Source organism: Paenibacillus sp. FSL K6-1096, from assembly GCF_037977055.1.
Taxonomy (GTDB): domain Bacteria; phylum Bacillota; class Bacilli; order Paenibacillales; family Paenibacillaceae; genus Paenibacillus_AQ.
This window is the reverse complement of the sequence record NZ_CP150274.1, coordinates 3,209,527-3,229,844: the sequence shown is the minus strand read 5'-3', so window position 1 is coordinate 3,229,844 and position 20,318 is coordinate 3,209,527. Positions and strand designations below refer to the sequence as shown.

Annotated in this window: 17 protein-coding genes; 12 read left to right on the top strand and 5 right to left on the bottom strand. The window is 57.0% G+C overall.

Annotation, left to right across the window (positions count from 1 at the left end):
- Nucleotides 1–185: 185 nt before the first annotated feature.
- Together MHI24_RS14340 and MHI24_RS14335 are read left to right on the top strand one after the other, a co-directional pair.
- Nucleotides 186–2,498 (top strand): ATP-dependent DNA helicase, encoded by a 2,313-nt coding sequence (locus MHI24_RS14340; RefSeq protein WP_340026262.1) that lies wholly within the window; start codon nucleotides 186–188, stop codon nucleotides 2,496–2,498.
- A 62-nt stretch (nucleotides 2,499–2,560) separates the two neighbouring features.
- Nucleotides 2,561–3,529, top strand: coding sequence for a Gfo/Idh/MocA family oxidoreductase (locus MHI24_RS14335; RefSeq protein ID WP_340026261.1), 969 nt, complete (start codon nucleotides 2,561–2,563; stop codon nucleotides 3,527–3,529).
- 27 nt (nucleotides 3,530–3,556) lie between these two features.
- Here MHI24_RS14335 and MHI24_RS14330 read toward each other — a convergent pair whose 3' ends face one another.
- Nucleotides 3,557–4,240 carry a CidB/LrgB family autolysis modulator gene (locus tag MHI24_RS14330; protein WP_340026260.1) on the bottom strand — a complete coding sequence of 228 codons (684 nt, stop codon included), beginning with the start codon at nucleotides 4,238–4,240 and terminating at the stop codon, nucleotides 3,557–3,559.
- Complete coding sequence (locus MHI24_RS14325) at nucleotides 4,237–4,608, bottom strand: CidA/LrgA family holin-like protein (RefSeq protein ID WP_340026259.1); 372 nt, start codon at nucleotides 4,606–4,608, stop codon at nucleotides 4,237–4,239. Before MHI24_RS14325 ends, MHI24_RS14330 begins: the two co-directional genes overlap by 4 nt.
- A 111-nt stretch (nucleotides 4,609–4,719) precedes the next feature.
- Between MHI24_RS14325 and MHI24_RS14320 the strand changes: the two genes are divergently transcribed.
- The 7 genes from MHI24_RS14320 to MHI24_RS14290 all read left to right on the top strand — a co-directional run bounded on the left by MHI24_RS14320 (nucleotide 4,720) and on the right by MHI24_RS14290 (nucleotide 15,131).
- Nucleotides 4,720–5,604 carry a LysR family transcriptional regulator gene (locus MHI24_RS14320; protein WP_340026258.1) on the top strand — a complete coding sequence of 295 codons (885 nt, stop codon included), beginning with the start codon at nucleotides 4,720–4,722 and terminating at the stop codon, nucleotides 5,602–5,604.
- A gap of 124 nt (nucleotides 5,605–5,728) precedes the next feature.
- Complete coding sequence (locus tag MHI24_RS14315; RefSeq protein WP_340026257.1) at nucleotides 5,729–6,004, top strand: aspartyl-phosphate phosphatase Spo0E family protein; 276 nt, start codon at nucleotides 5,729–5,731, stop codon at nucleotides 6,002–6,004.
- Between the two features lie 146 nt (nucleotides 6,005–6,150).
- The gene (locus tag MHI24_RS14310; RefSeq protein WP_340026256.1) at nucleotides 6,151–7,557 is read left to right on the top strand and encodes a DNA-binding protein; all 1,407 of its coding nucleotides are present in this window, start codon (nucleotides 6,151–6,153) and stop codon (nucleotides 7,555–7,557) included.
- 497 nt (nucleotides 7,558–8,054) lie between these two features.
- The gene (locus MHI24_RS14305; RefSeq protein WP_340026255.1) at nucleotides 8,055–8,441 is read left to right on the top strand and encodes a MarR family transcriptional regulator; all 387 of its coding nucleotides are present in this window, start codon (nucleotides 8,055–8,057) and stop codon (nucleotides 8,439–8,441) included.
- Nucleotides 8,434–10,170, top strand: a complete 1,737-nt coding sequence (locus tag MHI24_RS14300; RefSeq protein WP_340026254.1) for an ABC transporter ATP-binding protein — start codon at nucleotides 8,434–8,436, stop codon at nucleotides 10,168–10,170. The genes MHI24_RS14305 and MHI24_RS14300 overlap by 8 nt, the downstream gene beginning before the upstream one ends.
- Nucleotides 10,167–12,059 carry an ABC transporter ATP-binding protein gene (locus MHI24_RS14295; RefSeq protein ID WP_340026253.1) on the top strand — a complete coding sequence of 631 codons (1,893 nt, stop codon included), beginning with the start codon at nucleotides 10,167–10,169 and terminating at the stop codon, nucleotides 12,057–12,059. Before MHI24_RS14300 ends, MHI24_RS14295 begins: the two co-directional genes overlap by 4 nt.
- 858 nt (nucleotides 12,060–12,917) lie before the next feature.
- The gene (locus MHI24_RS14290; protein WP_340026252.1) at nucleotides 12,918–15,131 is read left to right on the top strand and encodes an MMPL family transporter; all 2,214 of its coding nucleotides are present in this window, start codon (nucleotides 12,918–12,920) and stop codon (nucleotides 15,129–15,131) included.
- Between the two features lie 58 nt (nucleotides 15,132–15,189).
- On the opposite strand, the gene MHI24_RS14285 is transcribed toward MHI24_RS14290, so the two are convergent.
- The 3 genes from MHI24_RS14285 to MHI24_RS14275 all read right to left on the bottom strand — a co-directional run bounded on the left by MHI24_RS14285 (nucleotide 15,190) and on the right by MHI24_RS14275 (nucleotide 17,966).
- On the bottom strand, nucleotides 15,190–15,507 hold the full coding sequence (locus MHI24_RS14285; RefSeq protein WP_340026251.1) for an antibiotic biosynthesis monooxygenase: 318 nt from the start codon (nucleotides 15,505–15,507) through the stop codon (nucleotides 15,190–15,192).
- 49 nt (nucleotides 15,508–15,556) lie between these two features.
- A complete protein-coding gene (locus MHI24_RS14280) occupies nucleotides 15,557–16,276 on the bottom strand; it encodes a 3-ketoacyl-ACP reductase (protein ID WP_340026250.1) in 720 nt (239 codons plus the stop codon).
- A gap of 130 nt (nucleotides 16,277–16,406) precedes the next feature.
- Entirely contained in the window at nucleotides 16,407–17,966 is a 1,560-nt protein-coding gene (locus MHI24_RS14275; protein ID WP_340026249.1) for an FAD-dependent oxidoreductase, read from the bottom strand.
- 229 nt (nucleotides 17,967–18,195) lie between these two features.
- On the opposite strand from MHI24_RS14275, the gene MHI24_RS14270 reads away from it, so the two are divergent.
- The 3 genes from MHI24_RS14270 (at nucleotide 18,196) to MHI24_RS14260 (ending at nucleotide 20,272) form a co-directional block, all read left to right on the top strand.
- The gene (locus MHI24_RS14270) at nucleotides 18,196–18,597 is read left to right on the top strand and encodes a transcriptional repressor (RefSeq protein WP_340026248.1); all 402 of its coding nucleotides are present in this window, start codon (nucleotides 18,196–18,198) and stop codon (nucleotides 18,595–18,597) included.
- Nucleotides 18,598–18,781: 184 nt separating this feature from the next.
- Nucleotides 18,782–19,597, top strand: a complete 816-nt coding sequence (locus MHI24_RS14265) for a uroporphyrinogen-III synthase (RefSeq protein WP_340026247.1) — start codon at nucleotides 18,782–18,784, stop codon at nucleotides 19,595–19,597.
- Nucleotides 19,598–19,639: 42 nt separating this feature from the next.
- Complete coding sequence (locus MHI24_RS14260) at nucleotides 19,640–20,272, top strand: ThuA domain-containing protein (RefSeq protein ID WP_340026246.1); 633 nt, start codon at nucleotides 19,640–19,642, stop codon at nucleotides 20,270–20,272.
- Nucleotides 20,273–20,318 lie beyond the last annotated feature (46 nt).

Sequence of the window (20,318 nt, the reverse complement as noted above, 5' to 3'; positions counted from 1 at the left end):
ATGCAATGTCAGGCAGGGAATGTCAAAAATCAGAACCTGCCGTATTCGCTATGAAGCGCGCGTAAAACACTATATTAACGGACTGCGCTGCAGCTATTTCCCTCAGGCAGGGGAATACCGCTGGTAAAGGATGAATATCGGGTCAGCGCAATAAAATGGCCCGGTAATTGTTGGAGGTGACCCCTATGGAGTATACGGAAATCGCCCTGTCCGTCAGGGCGCTGGTGGAATATGCCTACCGCAGCGGCAGTCTGGAGCCGGGCTTCGGCAGCGCAGCGGCGATGGCGGAGGGGACGCGCAGCCATCAGCTGATCCAGAAGCAATATAAGGAGGGCGACCGCAAGGAGGTCTATCTGAAGACCGAGCTGCGGCGCGGGTCTCTGCTGTTCCTGATCGACGGGCGCTGCGACGGCCTGCTGGCCGCAGAGGACGGCAGCCTGACGGTGGAGGAGATTAAATCGATAGCCGGAACGCCGGACGCTGCCCTGGAAGGGAAGGAGGTGCACTGGGCGCAGGCTTATATGTATGCTTATATGCTTGCTGCCGATCTGGAGCTTCCCTCCATTAAGGTGAAGCTCACCTATGTGCAGCGGGGAGGCGGCGCGCAGCACAGCCTCTACCGGGAGATGAGCCGCGAAGCGCTGGAGGCCTTTGCGGAAGAGACGGTAGACCGGTATGTGCCGTATGCCGAGATGATGGTCCGGCATAGCACGAAGAGAGGGGAGAGCATTCCCGGCTTGGCGTTTCCGTTCCCGGCCTACCGGACAGGCCAGCGGCACTTCGCTGCCGCTGTATACACCGCAATAGCCGAGGGGGCCAATCTCTTCGCCCAGGCGCCGACCGGCATCGGCAAGACGATGTCGACGCTGTTCCCGGCGGTCAAGGCGCTGGGTGAAGGCAAGGCGGCCGGTATCTTCTATCTGACGGCCAAGACGGTTACCCGGATCGCCGCGCAGGAGGCGGTTGCGGTGCTGAACAGCCGGGGGCTGCATCTGCATGTCATTGCCCTGACCGCTAAGGAGAAGGCCTGCTTCCGGGAGGAGGGGCTATGCAGCCTGGAGTCCTGCCCGTATGCCGAGGGCTACTATGACCGGATCAATGGCGCGCTGCTCGATATGCTGGAGCATGAGACGCTGATGACCCGCGAGACCATTGCCGGCTATGCCCGGAGGCATGAGGTATGCCCCTTTGAATTCTCACTCGATGCAGCCTATGCCTGCGATGTAGTGATCTGTGATTACAATTACATCTATGATCCGCGGATCAGCCTGAAGCGGATGTCCGAGGAACGGAAGAAGCATACCGTGCTGCTGGTGGATGAAGCGCATAATCTGGTGGACCGGGGGCGGGAGATGTATTCCGCCGCGCTGACGAAGGCGCCGTTCCTGGCGCTGCAGCGGCAGTACAAGACGGTGAATCCGCAGCTCAGCGCCGCCGCCAAAGCGGTGAATGCCTTCTTCATTACACTGCGCAAGAGCTGCGGCGACCGCAAGGCAGGGGAGTGGAAGGACTATCCGGCGGAGCTGCCGGAGCTGCTGGAGCAGTTCGCGGCAGAAAGCGAGCAAGAGCTGCTGCATGCTTCAGCTCCGCTCCTCCCGCAGGCGGACGGGGAGGGGACGGACAGCCTGCTTGATACCTTTTATGCTGTCCAGGCAATGCTGCGTACCTTCCGAACCTATGATGAACGTTATATCACCTATGCCGAGGTAAGCGGCGGCGATGTATTCCTGAAGCTGTTCAATCTCGATCCCTCGCATCTGCTGCAGCAGATGGCGAAGAGCTTCCGCAGCCAGATTCTGTTCTCGGCCACCCTCTCGCCGCTCCATTATTACAGGGATATGATCGGGGCCGGGGAGGACGACTACAGCCTGAGCCTGCCGTCGCCTTTTCACAAGGAGCAGTGGCAGGTGTCCGTTCTCCCCGTGTCCACCCGGTATCATGACCGGGAGGCCTCCCTGCAGCCGCTCAGCGATGCGCTGATGGGCATGGCCGCGAAGAAGGGCAATTACCTGGTCTTCTTCCCGTCCTATCTGTATCTGAAGAACGTCTATGAAGTGTTTACAGAGAGCTACCCGCAGGTCCGCACGCTGCTGCAGGGCAGCGGGATGAGCGAAGCGGAGCGGGAGCAGTTCCTGGCGGCATTCTCGCCGGATAACCCGGAGACACTGCTGGGCTTTGCCGTGCTGGGCGGTATTTTCTCCGAAGGGGTGGATCTTCCGGGGGACCGGCTGAACGGAGTGATGGTCGTAGGTGTCGGCCTGCCGCAGGTGGGGCTGGAGCGCAATCTGCTGCGGAGCTACTTCCAGGCGCAGGGCAGGAACGGCTTCGATTACGCCTACGTCTACCCGGGAATGTGCAAGGTCCGGCAGGCCGGAGGGCGGCTGATCCGCAGCGAGAGCGATAACGGTGTAATTGTGCTCGCCGATGACCGATTTCTGCAGAACGGTTACCGGCAGCTGCTCCCTGAGGAGTGGCGGGACTATTCGGTCCTGGGCTGATACGGGTATAATCAACTGATAAGGCTTTCATCAAGACTACACAGGACACAGGAGGCAGTAATATGACGCTTAACATCGGAATCGTGGGAACCGGCTGGTTCTCTAAGGTACACGCGGACCTGCTGGCAGGCATGGAGGATGTATCGCTGAAGGCGGTCTGCGGGAGCAGCAAGGCGAAGGGTGAAGAGATGGCCCGTCCTTACGGAGCTGAGGGCTATGGGGAGATTACCGAAATGCTGGACAGCCACAAGCTGGATGCCGTCTACATCTGTGTGCCGCCACAGTCGCACGGGGCCATTGAGCGGTCGCTGATCCGCCGGGATATTCCCTTTTTCGTGGAGAAGCCGCTTGGCTCAAGCACAATGATTCCGGCCAGTCTGCTGGAGGACGTCAAGGAGCATAACCTGCTGACCTCAGTAGGCTATCACTTCCGTTATCAGGAGAATATTCAGCGGCTGAAGCAGCTGCTCTCCGGAGACAAGGTGGGGATGATTACCGGGGAATGGATGGGCGGAATGCCCGGCGTAGCCTGGTGGCGCAATCAGGAGCAGTCCGGCGGACAGTTCACGGAGCAGACAACACATATCGTGGACCTGCTGCGTTACCTGGCCGGGGAAGTGACGGAGGTGTACGGTATGTTCGGCAACCGGATCATGCATGAGAAGCATGAAGGAGTGACCGTATCGGATGTGGGTACGGTATCGCTGAAGCTTGCCAGCGGTGTGATTGCCAGCATCTCCAACACCTGTGTGCTGCCCGGCGAGGTAGGGAAGACCGGCATCAGCTTCTATAATGATAACGGACTGCTGGACTGGAGCCCGGACCGCCTGCTGGAGATGCGCAGCGGGGACAGCAAGGAATATAAGAACACCGGCAACCCTTACGCCGCAGAGAGCGAGGCCTTCCTGCACGCGGTGCGTACCGGGGACCGCTCCCGGATTCTCAGCGATTATGAGGACGGGTACAAGACGCTGAAGGTTACCTGCGCCGCCTATGAATCAGCGAAGAGCGGGGCGCCAGTGAAGCTCTAGGACTCAAGGGTCCAGACAGAAGCTCTCTTACTGAATGAACACGGCGAGCAGCGCGGGTGCCAGCCCGATCGAGAACAGCGCCGTCAGAATCATCGAGATGCTGGAGATGGTGCCGGTCAGCGAGCTAAGCTCGAAGGCCTTGGAGGTGCCTGTGCCGTGTGCTGCGGTTCCCAGCGATACCCCGCGCGCGACCTCGTTCTCAATCCGGAAAAGGCGCAGCACGGACGGGCCCATCATCGTTCCCAGTACACCGGTCAGGATGACGAAGACAGCGGTAATGCTGGGTACGCCGCCGATGCTCTGCGAGATGCTCATGGCGATTGGTGTCGTCACGGAGCGCGGGACCAGACTGGTCGCCAGATCACCGCTTAAGTGCAGCCACTTGGCCAGCAGCATGGAGGACAGCACCGCCGTAACCGTACCTGACAGCACGCCAGCCGCAATCTCGGCGGCGTGCTTTTTGAGCACCTTGAAATTCTTGTGCAGAGGAATGGCGAAGGCGATGGTCGCCGGCTGAAGCAGATCCGACAGCCATTTGCCTCCCGAATTATATGATTCATACGAGCTTCCGGTCATCAGCAGGAAGCCGATGATCAGCAGGGGAGTAATAATCAGCGGGGACATATACATTTTGCCGGTGGCCGCATAGACACGCTTGGTCAGAAGATATACAGCGATCGTAAGTCCCAGGAATAAGAGTCCGGTTGTCATGAGCTTTTACGCTCCTTCACTTTATAGATAGCGCCTGTCAGCAGGCCTGAGCTTGCCATGACGGCAAAGGTTCCTATGAGTACCACAGCCAGCACCTGCAGGCCGTCGGCTTCAAGTAAGGTTGAATATTTCATCACGCCGATTGCAGAGGGAATGAAGAACAGCAGCAGCTCGGCCAGCAGCCAGGAAGCGCCTGCCTCCACCCAGTTCAGGCGGACCACGCCGGACTCCAGCAGAATGAATAATACAATCATCCCAATGATGCTGCCGGGCAGCGGAATATGCAGGGTTGAGGTCAACAGGTTAATCAGCAGGGAGAAGACGGTAAGTCCGGCAACCTGCAGCAGGCTTAGAGCAATCTTTCTCATCAGGAATCCCTCCTTTCATCTTACTGAAAGTTTACATCTGTTTCTTTCATAGGTAAAATGAATAGATTGAATATCTGACATTCCTTATGTCTATATATGGAGGGCAATCTTATGGAGATCAGACAACTGGAGTATTTCGTGCAGGCCGCCAGGCTGAACAGCTTCTCCCGGGCTGCAGAATCGCTGTATATCACCCAGCCTACGATCAGCAAGATGATCCGCAATCTGGAGCTGGAGCTTGGCGCAGACCTGTTCTACCGCGAGGGCAAAAGCATCCGCCTGACGGATGCCGGAGAGCTGCTGCTCGTCAAAGCGCAGAATATTGTTGAATCGTTCGCCAGCCTCTCCACCGAGCTGGACAGTCTGCGGAATCTGAAGCGGGGGCATATCCGTATCGGCCTGCCGCCGATGGTGGGGGCAAGCTTCTTTCCTGCGGTCATCGGGGAATTCCACCGCAAGTATCCTGATGTGACGATCCGGCTGCATGAAGACGGGGCCAAAAAAGTCGAGGATGATGTAGAGGCCGGTCTGCTCGACATCGGGGCGATTGTGCTGCCGGTGGATGCGGCCAGGTTCCACTGCTTCACCTTCGTGGAGGAGAAGCTGGAGCTGCTGGTTCCCGCAGGCCACCGTCTGGACGGGGCGGAGCAGGTTAAGCTGAAGGAGCTGGCGGAAGAGGAATTCGTCCTGTTCCGCGAGGACTTCGCCCTGCATGACCGCATCATCTCGGAATGTGTGAAGGCGGGCTTTCAGCCCAAGGTGGTCTATGAGAGCTCGCAGTGGGATCTTATCAGCCGGATGGTTGCGGCCGGCATGGGCATCGCGCTGCTGCCGGAGACCATCTGCCGCGAGGTCGACCGCTCACGGATCGCGGTCATTCCCCTGACAGAGCCGGTCATTCCCTGGCAGCTCGGCATGATCTGGCGCAGAGACCGCTACCTGTCGTTTGCTGCGAGGGAGTGGATAGCTTTTGCGATGAAGGTGCTGGGTGTATAAAAGGATATAAATAAAAGAAAGGATTCATGCTTCTGCCGACATTTTTTTCTTTTTTTGCAAATTTTGTTTTTTGGCATCATGCTTTATGATAGGGTAGAAGTTGATAGAGAGAAGGTGAGTAACCGTGAACCTTTACCCCCATTCTCCTGAGGCCAAAGTCCAGGATTACAGAGAAGATGAGCTGTTCCTTACTATAGAGAACTTACGAAGCGAGCTGTTGGAGGTTGCCCAGGAACGCAGTCTTAGCGACCATGTGGTGCTGGAGCTTAGCCAGCGGCTGGACGGATATATTGTGATGGCCCAGAATCTGATGATGGAGAGCCTGCGCAGCCGCAAGGCCGGAGCCGTGTCCTATGGAAAGAGCAAGCGGATCAGGAATAAGGCAGCTTTGCAGCAGTAGTCTAACTTAATATTTATATTCCAATAGCGGTTTGGAACCGGAGGCCCTGCATAATGTAGGGCCAATTTGTTGTGCTTTCCATAGCCATGTCCTATAATGGGAATTAATAGAAGTATAACCTGGATGATGGATTAAGGAGGTAACGGGTGGAGCCGAAGCTGACAACTATACGATCGGAAATCGAGAAGCATCTGTCGCGCTCGGGCCATAATCTTGCCTCCTTCGCCAAGATTTCCGGCCTGAACCGCGGAAGCCTCAGTGCCATTCTCCACGGGAATCCGGCGAAGCCGATCTCCCTGGGACAGCTGGATGCGATGACCCGCGCCTTCGGATTCCCGGAGGGATGGCTGTATCCGCTGTATGTGGAGGAATGCTTCACTGACGAACGGGTATCCCGCCGGCGCATCGAGCCGTTCCTGGTCAAATGTGCCGAGATCGGCAAGGTACAATGCATTGAAGAGGTCCTGAGACGCCTTATGGAGTATCCGCGCCCGCTTGATATCATCTATAGGGTGGCCGAGAGATTGTTCGCCAGCGGCAAGGTGCAGGAAGCTGCTATATTCTATCAATTAATCGTAGAGAATGAGCCGGACGGCTCCTCCGAGCGGATGGCGATCAGCAAGTACCGCATCTTCATGTCCCTGCAGTCCACCCCCGATATGGACAAGGAGCAGGCGCTGCGGGCCGTAATCAGCTTCGAGCCATACCGCGGGCTGCTGCCGGAAGAGATGCAGCTGGACGGCTTGCTCAAGCTGGCCAAGGTATGCTTTGCCCTGCACCGCTGGAAGGATGTGGAGCAGTTCGCCGATGAGCTGCGGGCGCTGGCCAGCGGCATCTACCGTGAGGAGCTGCGGCGCAGCAAGGGGAGGCGGTCAGAGCCTTTCCGGGCGGAGCGCCCGCTGGTGGTCTATTACGGGCACGGGTATCTGCTGAAGGCCTCGGCGCTGACCAAGCAGGGGGAATACGAGCAGGCCAAGCGCTATACCGCCGGCTATGCCGACCTGAGCTGGTTCGAGCTGATGGATGACGAAGGGCGCAGCAGCGTGGAGAGCTTCAAGCTGTTCGCTGTCGCTAACGGCTTCACCCTGGAGCTGTTGATGGGCAACACCTCCGTGCTGCCCTCCTATCTGGCTTTTCTGTCGGAGAATCCCGGCGAGATTCTGTCCGGCATGGTGATCATTATGGAGTCGGCGAACCGGTTCGGCTTCTCTGCCGATGCGGTGATGGCGCGCTTTTCCCGGGAGATGCTGCGGTTTGAACAATTCCAGGACACGATTAATGTGGACCGGGTGTACCGTCTCTATTACCAGATTGCCATCTATTATATTTCCCGCAACCAGTGCGCCAGAGGTATCGACTATATCATCCATTGCCTGAGCCTGACCATCCGGCTGAACAGCGGCAAGGACTTCATTGATTGTGTAACCCTGTTTGAGTTGAATAGAGAGTATGCTTCTGCCGCACAGCAGAGCGCGTATCGTGAACTGATGAGGGAGGTGAGACAGCATGAAGAAATCACTGTTGATGACGGCCAGCGTTTTGGTATTGTTTAGCCTGGTTTTTGCCGGGACAGGAGCCATTCAGAAGTCTACAGGAAAGGGATTAACCACCCTTGAACACGGAGTGGAATTCTAAGCTTAGACCTGGCACCGTGCGCCTTGTCCAGTTGCCCGCTGCAAGCACTTATACTTACTACAGAGCACTCCCCGGCCGTTACGGCTGCGGGGGTGTTTGTGTTTATATGGGAAATTGAGAGCCTAGGGTATGTGCGAAAAAACGATCACAATGCGCAGTGGACGGGGTGTGTTCTTCATTCTGTAAAAATTGATGGCGCATTCATGAATTGACAAAGTGCCGGGCGGAAAATATAATTAGGTAGCCTAATTAATACAGTGTTTAATTATTTGACGACCTAACAATAAGAGGTGAGTGCATTGGGATAAATGACAAAGGGGAAAATACAGTCGGGCACAAGCTTTTCTATGCGCTCAGGAAGCTGCGCAAGGGGCCTTGGCATCACCATTCGGTGGAGGGGCATAAGCCCAGTGAGATGACTCTCCTGGTCTGTATTGCCCGGTCGGCTCCATCTGCGGAGCAGGGGCTTAAGGTATCCGAGATCAGCCGGTATCTGGGGCTTACCCCGCCTACGGTCACCCAACTGATCAACAGTCTGGAAGCGAAAGAGCTGGTCGAACGGCAGCCTGACCCCTCCGACCGGAGGGTGGTCCGTATCAGGTTAACCAAAGAGGGCAAAATTATTACCCGCAAAGGCAGAGACCATATGAATGCCACTCTGAACAGGTTGGTGGAGTATTTAGGCGAGGAGGAGTCAGACCAGCTCGCTGAACTGCTGCTGAAGGTCTATACCTTCATGGAGGATAATCCCCCGCCCAATCTGGACCGGCTACAAATGAACGGAGATGAGAAGCATGATTAAATTACTTAAACAACTGAAGCCCTTCCGCCTGGCCATCGCGGGCGTGCTGATCCTTGTTTTCCTGCAGTCCATGGGCGATCTGTATCTGCCGACCCTGATGAGTGACATCATCGACAAGGGGATCGTGCAAGGCGACCAGTCTTACATCTGGAGAATCGGCGGCTTCATGCTGCTGGTAGCGGCCGGCGGTGTAGCCTGCTCTATTGCTGCCAGCTATCTGTCAGCCAGAGTGGCGGCCGGCTTCGGCAAGAACACCCGCTCAAGGATGTTCAACCATGTAGAGAACTTTACTCTTCATGAATTTGACAAGGTGGGCACTGCTTCATTAATTACGCGCACCACCAACGATATTACCCAGGTTCAGACCGTACTGACGATGATGCTCCGCATGATGGTGGGGGCGCCGATGATGATGATCGGCGGTATTATTATGGCGGTGTCGGAGGATGCGAAGCTGTCGCTGATCTTCGTGGTCGTTCTTCCGCTCTTGATCGGGGCCATTGTGCTGATCGGTTCGAAGGGTCTACCACTGTTCAAGGCGATCCAGATCAAGCTGGATAAATTGAACCTTGTGCTGCGTGAGCATCTGACAGGTATCCGCGTTATCCGTTCGTTTAACCGCATCGAGCATGAGAACAGACGGTTCAGCGAGGCCAACCGCGATCTGACCGACACTGCGATCAAGGTCAATAAGGTGATGGCCGGACTGATGCCGATGATGATGATCATTATGAATTTCTCGATGATTGCCATTCTGTATTACGGCGGAATCCGCATCGGCGACGGTAATCTGCAGGTAGGCTCCCTGATGGCATTCATTCAATATGCGATGCAGATCATGTTCTCCCTGATTATGGTCTCGATGATGTTCGTCCTGATTCCAAGAGCTTCCGCCTCCGCGCTGCGTATCAATGAAGTGCTTGATATGGAGCCTGAGATCGAAGACCCGGCAGCCCCTGCCTCGGCACAAGGCGGCAACGGAATGCACGGCTATGTGGAATTCGATAATGTATCCTTCTCGTATCCGGGTGCGGAGCAGGCAGCGCTGTCAGGCATCACCTTCAGTGCACGCCCTGGTGAGATTACGGCGATTATCGGCGGAACCGGGTCAGGCAAGTCAACGCTCCTGAATATGATCCCGAGATTCTACGATGCTATCGAAGGCGCCGTCCGGGTTAATGGTGTAGATGTGCGCCAGATGACGCAGGAGGAACTGCGGAGCAAGATCGGTTATGTCCCGCAAAAAGCAGTGCTGTTCACAGGCACCATCAACGAGAATATCCGGTACGGCAAAGAGGACGCCACAGAGGAAGAAATCATTCACGCTGCCAAGGTGGCCCAGGCGTATGATTTCGTCTCCGCGATGAAGGAGGGCTTCGAGTCGCCGATCTCCCAGGGCGGCGGCAATGTCTCCGGCGGCCAGAAGCAGCGTCTGTCGATTGCCCGTGCACTCGTCCGCAAGCCGGAGGTGTACCTGTTCGATGACAGCTTCTCGGCCCTGGACTTCAAGACCGACGCGAAGCTGCGTGCAGCTCTTAAGGAGGAGACCACCGAGTCGACTGTCCTGATTGTCGCACAGCGTGTAAGTACCGTTATGGATGCCGACCGGATCATAGTGCTGGATGAAGGCCAAGTGGTGGGTATGGGCACACACCGGGAGCTGCTGGATCACAATGAGGTGTACCGCGAGATCGTATCCTCGCAGCTGTCAGAGGAGGAAATAGCATGAGTGAGCAGAACAAACAGATGAAGCAGCCGCCCCGCAGACACGGCGGATTCGGCGGCGGAGGCCCCGGGATGAGTATGCCTGCCGAGAAGGCGAAGGACTTCAAGGGAACCCTGCGCCGCCTGATCCGGTACCTGCGTCCGCGTCAGGTCCAGCTGATCCTGGTCCTCGTCATGGCGATTGCCAGTACGGTGTTCAGTATCTTCAGCCCCAAGGTTATGGGGAAGGCCACGACGAAGCTATTTGAAGGCGCATATGGCAAAATGATGGGTGTGCCCGGGGCGGCGATTGATTTTGGCTATGTGAATGATATTCTGATTCTCCTTGCAGGCCTGTATCTGTTCAGCGCATTATTTAGTTATATCCAGCAATACGTCATGGCCGGAGTAGCCCAGAAGGTTGTATATGATATGCGCGAGCAGATCAACAGCAAGCTGGAGCGGCTGCCGCTGAAATATTTCGACTCCCGGACCCATGGGGAGATTCTCAGCCGGGCGACCAATGATGTGGACAATATCAGTACGACCCTGCAGCAGAGCTTGACCCAATTGATTACCTCAATCGTAACGATCATCGGTGTCATTGTGATGATGCTGACGATCAGCCCGTGGCTGACCCTGATTACGATTGTTACCCTGCCGCTGAGCTTCGTGGTCATTATGATGATTACCAAGCGCTCACAGACCTACTTCATCGGGCAGCAGAAATCGCTGGGCCAGCTGAACGGCCATGTTGAGGAGATGTACACCGGGCACCGGATTATCAAGGCCTTCGGACGCGAGAAGCATTCCCTGAAGGACTTCGACACCATCAATGACGACCTGTACAACTCCGGGTGGAGAGCCCAGTTCATCTCCGGGATTATTATGCCGCTGATGATGTTCATCGGGAACCTGGGCTATGTGCTGGTGTGTGTGGTCGGCGGGATCTTTGTAACTAAAAAAGTAATAGACGTCGGCGACATCCAGGCCTTCATCCAATATTCGCGCCAATTCACCATGCCGATCACGCAGACTGCCAATATCGCTAACATTATTCAGTCTACGATCGCTTCGGCAGAACGTGTATTTGAGCTGCTGGATGAGGAAGAGGAGGTTCCGGAAGCGGTAACTTCGCTGGCGAAGGCTCCTGCGGATGCCGAAGAGGGCGCTGTGGAGTTCCGTCATGTGCAGTTTGGCTATAAAGAAGGCGAGCTCCTGATCGAGGATATGAACATCGAGGTCAGCCCGGGGCAGACTATTGCGATTGTAGGGCCAACCGGAGCCGGCAAAACAACCCTCATCAACCTCCTGATGCGCTTCTACGAAATCAGCGGCGGGGAGATTGTCATTGACGGCGTGAATATTACTGACATGAAGCGCAGCGAGCTGCGCAGCAAATTCGGGATGGTGCTTCAGGATACCTGGCTGTTCAACGGCACGATCCGCGACAATATCGCCTACGGGCGTGAAGGGGCTACGGAAGCTGATGTGGTGCGGGCGGCCAAGGCTGCACATGCTGATCACTTCATCCGCACGCTGCCGCATGGCTATGACACTATCCTGAATGAGGAAGCGTCCAACATCTCCCAGGGACAAAAGCAGCTGCTGACCATTGCCCGGGCGATTCTGGCCGATCCGTCCATTCTGATTCTGGATGAAGCAACCAGCAGCGTCGATACGCGGACTGAGGTGCAGATTCAGAAGGCGATGAACACCCTGATGCACGGCAGAACCAGCTTTGTCATCGCCCACCGCCTGTCCACCATCCGTGATGCGGATCTGATCCTGGTCATGAACCAGGGCAGCGTGATTGAGAAGGGCACCCATCTGGAGCTGCTGGAAGCAGGCGGCTTCTATGCCGACCTCTACAACAGCCAGTTCTCCGGGGATGACCTGCCGGACGCAGGCTGATCCGAATCGGTAACCATATCAGAACAGTTGAACATAACAGTCAAGCTTACCCCGCGCTCATGCGGAGAGTCTTCGTGATTCTCTGCATGGGCGCTTTTTTGTTGTGGAGGTAACTTGTTTGCGGGTGCAGGAGCGGGATGTGTGCGAAAAACCGAATACAATCGGTCAAAGGGGCCGTGCGGACTGAATGTATGTGGAAAACCGAATACAATGTGTCTGCGGGGCGACGAGAGGGATGGATGTATGTGGAAAATCGAATACAATGTGCCAGCGGGGCGGCGAGTGCGCGGGATGTACCACCACCCACCTGTGCTTTCCCTTAACTAACCAATCTCAGCCCTAACTCGGTCACCCGCCAATTATTCCTGCACAGAATGCAACTTCCCCTGCTTCCTGTTGGCCTAAATCCAAAAATGTTGTACAAAAGGCAGTAATCCTGCGCCATTTATCGGCTACCCACTAAAATTCCTGCATTCTGTGCAGCATTCTGCTCGAACATCACGTTATCTGTATGCCAAAGTTGCAATCTTTGCATGATTTCCGTCCGCAGGGTCGAGGTCGGTGGGCGAAATCGAGGTTCCAGGTTTGGGCATAAATCAATGCCGAAATCAAAATTGAGGGCAGGGTCCCAACAGCTCCAATCAAGCTCCAATCAAGCTCCAATCTGTGCTCCAACTGGCTCCTGACAGTGTCCATATCTAGCTCTCAGTCACGATCCATAGCTGTCTTCAATCAGCCTCGCGCCTACGTTCTCAAAAAAAGATTTGCTTAAAAATTTCGGGGTATATATGATAAGGGTATAAAAATGACCCGCGGCTCATTTTGGAGGCCGGCGGATGGAAGGAAGGATGAAATAGGATGTCAGGCTACGGAAAGTGGGTAGCAGGGAGCAAGACGAAATGGATTACGCTGCTGGTGTGGATTGCAGTGGTAGGTGTGCTGACTATGCTATGGCCTTCGGTCAACTCACAGGTGGCCAATAATGCTTCCAATCTGCCGGACAATGCCCCATCGGTCCAGGGCTCGATAGTTGCCGAGAAGGAGTTTCCTTCCGGGAGCGGGGTTCCGGCACTATTAGTATGGCATCGCGGGGGCGGCATCACGGAAGAGGATCTTGTACATATAACAGCCCTATACAGCAAGCTGGAGCAGAAGCCGCTGGCGCATCAGAACTTCGTTCCGCCGCTCGGGAAGCTGCCGCCGCAGGCGCTGCAGGCCTCCTTGTCGAAGGACAGAAGCACGCTGGTGACGCCGGTGCTGTTCGACAAGAGTGCAGACAGCGAGCAGCTCGGCGAGTCTCTAAGCAGCCTGAAGCAGCTGGTCCGCACAGAGACTGGAGCCGATCCTTCGGCCGCAGCGCCGGACAGCAGCGACCTGAGCCTGCGGATATCCGGCCCTGTCGGCATCTCGGTCGATGCGACCGGGCTGTTCAAGAATGCCGATGTGTCGCTGCTGATTGCCACGGTAATTCTGGTGCTGGTCTTCCTGCTGCTGATCTACCGCTCGCCGATCCTGGCCCTGATTCCGCTGGTCGCGGTGGGCTTCGCCTACGGCGTAACCAGCCCGGTCCTTGGCCTGATGGCCAGAGAGGGCTGGATTACCGTGGATTCACAGGCCGTATCGATCATGACGGTGTTGCTCTTCGGGGCAGGAACAGATTATTGCCTGTTCATGATTGCACGCTTCCGCCAGATGCTGAAGGTGGAGGAGAGCAAGGGGCGCGCGCTGCTGAGCGCCATCTCCCATTCGTCCGGGGCTATTGCGATGAGCGGCTTCACCGTGGTATTGGCCCTCTTCGCCCTGCTGCTGGCGAAATACGGCGCTTATCACCGCTTCGCTGTACCGTTCAGCGTCTCCATTCTCATTATGGGAATTGCCAGCCTTACGCTGGTACCGGCATTGCTGGCAATCTTCGGGCGGGCCTCGTTCTTCCCGTTCGTACCGCGTACCCCGGAGATGGAAGCGGAACGCGCCCGGGCTAAGGGCAAGCCGGTGCCGCAGCCGAAGACGCGCAAACGCAGAGGGATCGGACACCTTGTCGTTTCCCGTCCGTGGGTAATTGTTGGCGTAACCGTGGTGCTGCTCGGGGTGCTGGCTTCCTTCTCCAGCGGCATCAGGTTCACCTATGACATCCTGTCCTCCTTCCCCAAGACGATGGAGTCGCGGGAGGGCTTTGCTCTGATCGGCGAGCAGTTCTCGCCCGGTGAGCTGGCACCCGTCAAGCTGATGGTGGACACGGAGGGACTGTCCGGCGGAGAAGATCTGAAGTCCGTACTGGGTAGCCTGTCTTATGTGGATGTAGTCTCAGACCCGCAGCCGGGTGCAGTCAACGCGAAGATTGCCGGGTATGATATTGAATTCAAGGACAATCCGTATTCCATGGAGGCGATGAGCCACATTCCGGCACTCCGGACAACGGTGGAGCAGGCATTGGCAGAGTCGGGCATCCAGAATCCGGAGGACAAGGTGTGGATCAGCGGGCAGACGGCGACCCAATACGATACGAAGGAGCTGGGGGAACGCGATACCGACCTGATTATACCGGTGGTGATCGGGCTGATTACCTTGCTGCTGCTGGCGTACCTCAGATCTGTGGTAGCGACCATTTATCTGGTAGGTACGGTCATTCTGTCGTTCTTCTCAGCCCTGGGCCTCGGCTGGATCATCATTCACTATGTGCTCGGTGCAGATGCGATTCAAGGAGCGATTCCGCTCTATTCGTTCGTCTTCCTGGTCGCGCTCGGGGAGGATTACAACATCTTCATGATCTCGAACATCTGGAAAAAGCGTAAGCACATGCCGCTGAAGCGCGCGATTGCCGAAGGGGTGAATGAAACCGGATCGGTTATCACCTCTGCCGGACTCATCCTGGCGGGTACCTTCGCCGTGCTGGCAAGCCTGCCGATTCAGGTGCTGGTGCAGTTCGGCATAATCACCGCAATCGGGGTGCTCTTGGATACCTTCGTTGTCCGCCCGTTCCTGGTGCCTGCGATTACCGTCCTCTTCGGCCGCGCAGCCTTCTGGCCGGGCAAGCATCAGGAGGTCAGCGAAGCCCGGGCCTCAGATCATTAAACCTAAACACAAAGATGCCCCGCAGCCTTCTTGGCCTACGGGGCATTCCTGTATAGACTTAAGCCTGCCCGTCCGGGGTCCGGGTTAGCTTCAGCTCATACTTGTCGAGCGAAGCGCCGACAATGGCTTCATTGCGTCCGGCGCCGCGGTGGGATTCGCGGAAGGCCGGGCTTGAGGTCCAGCCGTTCAGCGCTTCCTCGCTCTCCCAGACGGTGCAGATTTTCAGTTCCTCAATGCCATCCTTCGGCGCGCCCTGCCAGACCTCCATGCGGATGAAGCCGGGCATGGTCTGCACCCCGTTGTCAGCGCCAAAGCGCGAGGCCAGCGTATCCCCGTGTCCTTCCTTAATTCTAATCGTATTCGTCACTACCAGCATAGTAAGTCCTCCTCTTGGGACACTGCATCGTTTGCGCGCTGCAGCGTAATTATTGCGGATTGGTGGTCCAGATGCCGGCTGTCTTCAGGAAAACGCGGTCGGGCAGCTTCAGGGCAGCAAGCGTCAGCTCGGCCACATCCTCCGGCTGCATCATCCGGTCCTCGTCCCCGATCTTCAGGCCTGCGTCAACAGCGAGCCCGGTGTTTACCGTGCTTGGGGTTAGTGCCACGACGCGGATATTGTGCTTGCGGACCTCCATGGCCAGGGCTTCGGTCATGCCCATCAGCGCGAACTTGGAGGCGCAGTAGGCCGAGCCTGTAGCGAAGCCGCGTTCACCTGCGGTGGAGGCGATGTTGATAATATTGCCGCTTGAGCGCTCAATCATCGCCGGAAGCGCCGCCCGGGTCACATAATATGCCCCGAACAGATTAACCTGCATATGCTGTTCCCAGTCGGCGGGGTCCATCTCCAGAAACGTTCCGAACCGGGCGACGCCCGCGTTATTGATCAGCGCATCGAAGGGGCCGAGATCATTCTGCAGAGCGGCCACCGCTCGTTCAGCCTCCTCCCGGACGGAAATATCAGCGACTGCAATGCTGACCTTGACATCGTACACCTCGGTCAGCGCCTGCTTCAGCGCTTCCAGGTCGGCTGAAGTCCTGGCGATCAGGCCCAAATTCGCACCTTCCTTAGCCAGCGCCATGGCGAGCGCCTTGCCGATTCCCTTGCCTGCACCTGTGATGACCACACTGGTTCCTCTCAAATCCATAACCTGCCGTCACGCTCCTTCAATAGAATAGTTTCAACCTGCAAGATAGACATAAGGCTAAGGCTATTATACCTGAGCAGCCCGGGACAATCACGCCGGGCAGTCCGGCCAGCCCGGCACAAGCCATGCCCTAGTTCACATCCTGCGCCTCAATAGTCTTAAGCGGCACCGTGGCCGGTCCTTCGAGCACCTTGCCTTCATAGGAGAAGCGGGAGCCGTGGCACGGGCAGTCCCAGGAGCGCTCTCCGTCATTCCATTCGCATTCGCAGCCCATATGGGTGCAGGTTCTGTCTACGAGATGCAGCTTGCCTTCAGGATCGCGGTAGGCGCCCACGCGTTTGCCGTCATGTACGACAACTGCACCTTCATCCGGCGCAAGCTCCCGCGTCTTTTTGTGGACAATCTCCACCTTGCCGCTGACCAGCTCTTTGGCGACAGAGAGGTTCTGCACAAGGAAGTTCTTGATGGCCGGCACCGCCTTGAAGCGTGTGGGATCATACAGCCCGGTATAGGGGTTGCTGTTGCCCATAATCCCGTCGGCAATCAGGCGGGCGGCCAGCGTTCCGTTCGTCATGCCCCATTTGGCGAAGCCGGTGGCGATATAGATTTCCTCATCCTCCGCCCGTTTGCCGATGTAAGGAACGTTGTCGAGCGTGATCAGATCCTGGGTGGACCAGCGGAAAGGAATGCTGCGGATGCCCAGCAGCCCGCCCGCGAACTGCTCCAGCTTCTCATAATGCCCGAAGGTGCAGATGCCCTGCCCGGTCTTGTGGTTCTCCCCGCCGGCGATCACCAGCTTTTTGTCCCCCCACTCCACCGCACGGAGCGAACGGGTCGGCTCGCTGGCGCTCAGGTACATGCCGCCTTCATAATCGGTCTCCGGCTCGAAGGCCAGGCAGTAGGAACGCTCAGCGTGCAGCCGGGAGAAGTAGAGGGAACCGCCGTCATAGAAGGGAAAATGGGAAGCAGACACCGCATGGCGGCAGCGGATCTCGTATTGATCCCCCTCGGTATGCAGCGTGAGCTGCCCGTCCGTATCGACCTGCTCGCCAATCGTCGTATGCTCATAGATCTGGCCTCCCCGGTCCAGCACTGCCTGCAGCAGCCCCTTCAGATAGTGCAGCGGGTGGAATCGGGCTTGCCCGGACAGCCGGATCGCCCCGCCTGCGCCCAGCGGCAGCGGCACCGCATCCAGCCATTCGCCGGGGATGCCCAGCTTCTGGTACGCCGCGAATTCGGCCTCCAGCTCCTTCAGCTTCTTCGCGTCTTCCTTATCCGCGTACAGATAGGCGGCTTCCTGCTTCATCCCGCAGTCCAGGCCGAGCTCCTCCGCAGTGGCAATCATCCATTCCATGGCCTCATGGTTCGACTGATAATACATCCGGGCCTGCTCTTCTCCGAAATGCTTCAGCAGATCATCGTAGATCATTCCGTGCTGGGCGGAGATTTTGGCGCTGGTGAACCCTGTAGTTCCATTGAGAATCCCGCCAGCCTCCAGCAGAGTTACCTTATATCCGGCCTTGGACAGCAGATACGCGGTGGTGATACCGGTAATGCCTGCCCCTACAATCGCAACGTCGGTGACATGATTCTCAGCCAGCTTCGGAAAAGACGGAAGCTCCGTGCTGCCTCTCCAGAAGGATTCCGGAAATTGCGGCAGGCCTTGCGAATGATATTCCTGTGAACCCATAGGTTATCCCTCCTAGTCGGTATCCATCTCATTTATTACCACTCTCTTGTAAAAAGAAACGCCCCCGCCCCCGGCAGCAGGTGCATGAAAAGAGGCAGGAAGTACCAGATATCCGGGAATGATCAAGCAGCGTCCGGGCGGCCGCAGAGGCTGACAATAATGGAACAGATTGACGATGGCAGCAGCAGAATTTATACTTGATCTAAAAACAAGTCAGAGGATGATTACAATGAAGACCCTGAACTTAACCGCTCAACGCCAAGCCGTTTATGATATCGTTCGTAATTCCCATGACCATCCGACCGCAGCGGAGGTGATGAACCGGCTCGTTGAGCAGGGACATAACCTGGCCTATGGAACCGTCTATAATTCCCTGCGTTATCTGTCGGATAAGCAGATGATCCGCGAGCTGAAGCTGGGGGAGGCGGCGAGCCGTTACGATGCCCGTCTGGACGACCATCAGCATATTATCTGCGAGGTGTGCGGCGCAGTGGATGAGGTGATGAGCCAGGTGCCGCAGGAGTGGATGGACTCGGTTGCAGCCGATACCGGCTACTCCATCACCCATACACATGTTGTATTCGGCGGTGTGTGCCCGGCTTGCCGGAGCAAGAGCCAGCGTAAGAATTAGAGGCCGCGTTCCGGTCATTACCTGAAGAGAGGCCGTTCGTATCCGGACGGTCTTTTGTTGTGCACAGGCGGGCTTCTGCAAAGCAACAGATTCAGGGGAAAAATCCGGAACGGTCTTTTCTTTTACCTGCTTTTACAAGTATACTGATAAGCAACAATACGGGGTGATGAGGGGAGAATCGTTGATGGCAGAGCAATTGAAGGGGCTGACTGTTGCCCTGGCCGGTCCGCGCAAAGCGGAGGAAATGGCGAAGCTGGTTGAGAATATGGGCGGGACCGCCCTGCACCGTCCGGCTCAGGGAACATCCTTCGTGGATGACGCCGCCTTGCATGACGGGCTGAAGGCATGGGTGGAGCAGCCGCCGGATCTGGCTGTGCTGACTACCGGCATGGGGCTTGAAGCCCTGTTCGAAACGGCCGGGAAGCTGGGAATGGCGGAGCGCTTCCTGGAGGTTCTCTCCGCCTCACCGGTTGCAGCGCGCGGCTACAAGACCGTGAACGCGCTGAAGAAGCGGGGGCTTGAGCCGGCGGTGCGCGATGATGACGGCAGCAATGCCGGCCTGATCCGGGGCTTACAGGGGTGGAATCTCCGGGGCAAGCGGGTCATGCTGCAGCTGCACGGGGAGACCGCGCCGCAGCTCACCGGGTGGCTGGAGCAGGCGGGGGCTACCGTTGGCTGTGTGCAGCCCTACCGGTATACCGAGCCTGAGCCGGGGGCGCTGGAGCAGCTGCTTAATGAGATTACCACAGGACAGGTGGATGCGGTAGCGTTCACCAGCGCGCCGCAGTTCCGCTTCCTGGCGCAGCATGCCCGGGAACAGGGACGGCTTGAAGCCCTTGTTCAGGCTCTGGAGGACAAGGTGCTGGCTGTGTCTGTCGGCAGGGTGACCTCGGAGGCGCTGAAGGAAGAGGGCGTGCAACGGATTATCATGCCGGAGCGTGAGCGGATGGGCAGTATGCTGGTCAGCCTGGGGCAGTATCTTGCGGCGAACCGGCGGTGAAGAATGGCATCACTATAAAGATAAGATTTGAGGAGGAGCCCTATGGATAAGAGAAAGTGCCTATTATTAGGAGATTACACACACCCCCGTTTCCACCCGCTGCAGGGAGTGGACAAGCAGGTCAGCGGGATTCTGAATGAGCTGCTGACGGTACAGTGCTCGGAGAACCGCAAGCTGCTGCTGGGCGAGCATCTGGCCGGATATGATCTCTGTATTGCTTATAATGAGTTATGGAATGAATCGGTATCTCCGCAGCAGACCGCGGGTCTGCTCAGTTATGTCAGCGGAGGCGGAGGCCTGATTGTCCTGCATACGGGGATATCGCTGGCAAAGCGTTATGAGCTGGCCCAGTTATTCGGCGGAAGATTCACCGGCCATCCGCCGTATACTACGCTGGATTTCAAGGTGCATGAGCATGTTATCACCGAGGGTATTGAGGATTTCCAGCTTGACGAAGAGCCGTACCGGTTCGAGTTCGATCCGTTCACCGAGAAGACCATTCTGCTCGAGTACGAGGCAGACGGCGAGCGGGTGCCTGCGGCCTGGTGCCACAGCTACGGCCAGGGGCGGGTAGTCTTCCTGATGCCGGGGCATCATGAGCCGACCTTCCATCATCCGGCTGTCCGCCGGCTGCTGCTGCAGGCGGCCACCTGGGCCGCGCGGATTCCGAGATAATCGTGAGATTAGGTTTGCAAGCCCCGCTTTGCAGGGTTATTTTGTG